Below are 1,591 nucleotides of genomic sequence, written 5' to 3' on the forward strand. Positions count from 1 at the left end.
TTCAGCTATTTAGGGCTCTCGCCAGCGTGAGAGCCTTGTTTCACACTCGCTAGCCGGGAGTCGAGCTCCATGCTCAAGCATGTGGGCCAAGGCTTCTGCTGCATGCAGTCTTTCGATGACGTGATGTTCAACCATCAAATCCAGTAACCAAAGAGCTCCGTGTACTTGGAGTCCGTCTCGCTGTGCCTGGCGCCTCAGTTTGCCATCTCCGGTGAGTAAAGGGCGACGTGTTTGCTGTGCCAGCAGGTAACAAGACACATCGGCCAGCGAACTGTTGTTGTGTTCGATTCGTAAACCATATAACCGCATGACACTGGCGTCATCGAGTGATTCGACTATCAGACCTTGATCAAGCAATTCGTCATGTGGGAAGTCTTCAAGTTCATGCATTACGAAGTCAGTACAACACAATGTGAAGGGCAATCTAAACATCTGCTCCAGTAATCCGGCATTTCTGAAATCGATCCAGATATTCGTATCACTGATGTAGATAAGGCTCATGCACTCTCCGATGAGCCCAGGAAACTTGGGTCCAGGGCTTTTACTGGCTTGCGCAAGAGTTCGGCAGCCCGGGATTTGGTAATCAGCCCTTCTGCCAGTGCCCAAAATGCTAACGACTCAAACCTTTGCGGCGGTTTGCACGGCATCGGCTCAGGTTCCGACTTTCGCCAGCCTTTGGCACTGAATTGAATAGTGAGGGATTTATAACCACCTTCGCTGAGTAGCTTCAGATCCTTCAGTCGTCTCAGGGCGGCATGCATCGATATTCCGTATTGCCGCTTGGCAATCAGTAGTTCTTGTGGATGAACCCTGGTGCGAGGATGGCTGCCGAAATCGCCAGTAACGCTTTTGGCTGGATACAGAAACGCCCCTGCGAAACGATGGCAGCAATTTTCTTTATCCTTTTCAGACATCTCCTCTGGCAATGCCATCACCCAATGACCGAGCTCATGGGCGGCAGTAAACCTGATTCGTTCGCCTGGGCGATCAGCATTCAACGCAATTAGGACATGCTTCCCGTCGCCAGTTGTAGCACAGGCACCATCGAAATCGTCTGGGCCATTGAGCATTGCAATCTTGATGCTGTGCTCTTCCAGCTGTTCGGTGAGGTTGGCAATGGGGTCAGTGCCAATTCCCCAGAATTGGCGAAGCTCCTCAGCCGCTAGCTCGGCTTCATCAATAGAGGAGACTGCAATCATTTGTGCGGGAGTGACAGGGGTGTTGATGTCTGCGGGATCGAAACATTCCTCTAGGGCGATGTATCGCTCGAGGTGCTCTCGAATTTTTTTCTTCTACTTGGGCCTGGCGATACTTGGGCATCTTGGCTAGCTTACGAAATTCCAGAGGTGCCAAAGGTATCGCTTCTGAGCGGAAAAAGTACTCAGGATTGACCTGCAGTGCTTTAGCTAGTTGCAGCAGGCGAGTGGAGTTCGGGGTGCTCAACCCCTTCTCATATTTGCTCAAAGCTTGTTTGGTTATGTCGCCGAGCTGGATGGCCAGAGCATCAAGGGTTAGCCCTCGCTGCAGGCGTGCGCGACGAATTCGGTCGTTTATCATGGTGCCCTCTCGTGGTTGACAAGACTATCTTTTG

The 1,591-nt window shown here is 51.5% G+C and carries 3 protein-coding genes; all 3 read right to left on the reverse strand.

Annotation, left to right across the window (positions count from 1 at the left end):
* Positions 1-9: 9 nt before the first annotated feature.
* From HT737_RS30015 to HT737_RS32200, 3 genes are read right to left on the reverse strand one after another with little or no spacing between them, the layout of a single operon-like run.
* The gene (locus tag HT737_RS30015) at positions 10-501 is read right to left on the reverse strand and encodes a DUF3368 domain-containing protein (RefSeq protein ID WP_108184236.1); all 492 of its coding nucleotides are present in this window, start codon (positions 499-501) and stop codon (positions 10-12) included.
* Entirely contained in the window at positions 498-1,199 is a 702-nt protein-coding gene (locus HT737_RS30020; protein WP_306287319.1) for an ImmA/IrrE family metallo-endopeptidase, read from the reverse strand. The genes HT737_RS30015 and HT737_RS30020 overlap by 4 nt, the downstream gene beginning before the upstream one ends.
* Entirely contained in the window at positions 1,177-1,557 is a 381-nt protein-coding gene (locus HT737_RS32200) for a helix-turn-helix domain-containing protein (RefSeq protein WP_306287320.1), read from the reverse strand. The genes HT737_RS30020 and HT737_RS32200 overlap by 23 nt, the downstream gene beginning before the upstream one ends.
* Positions 1,558-1,591 lie beyond the last annotated feature (34 nt).

Source organism: Pseudomonas sp. MD195_PC81_125, from assembly GCF_014060985.1.
Taxonomy (GTDB): Bacteria; Pseudomonadota; Gammaproteobacteria; order Pseudomonadales; family Pseudomonadaceae; genus Aquipseudomonas; species Aquipseudomonas parakoreensis.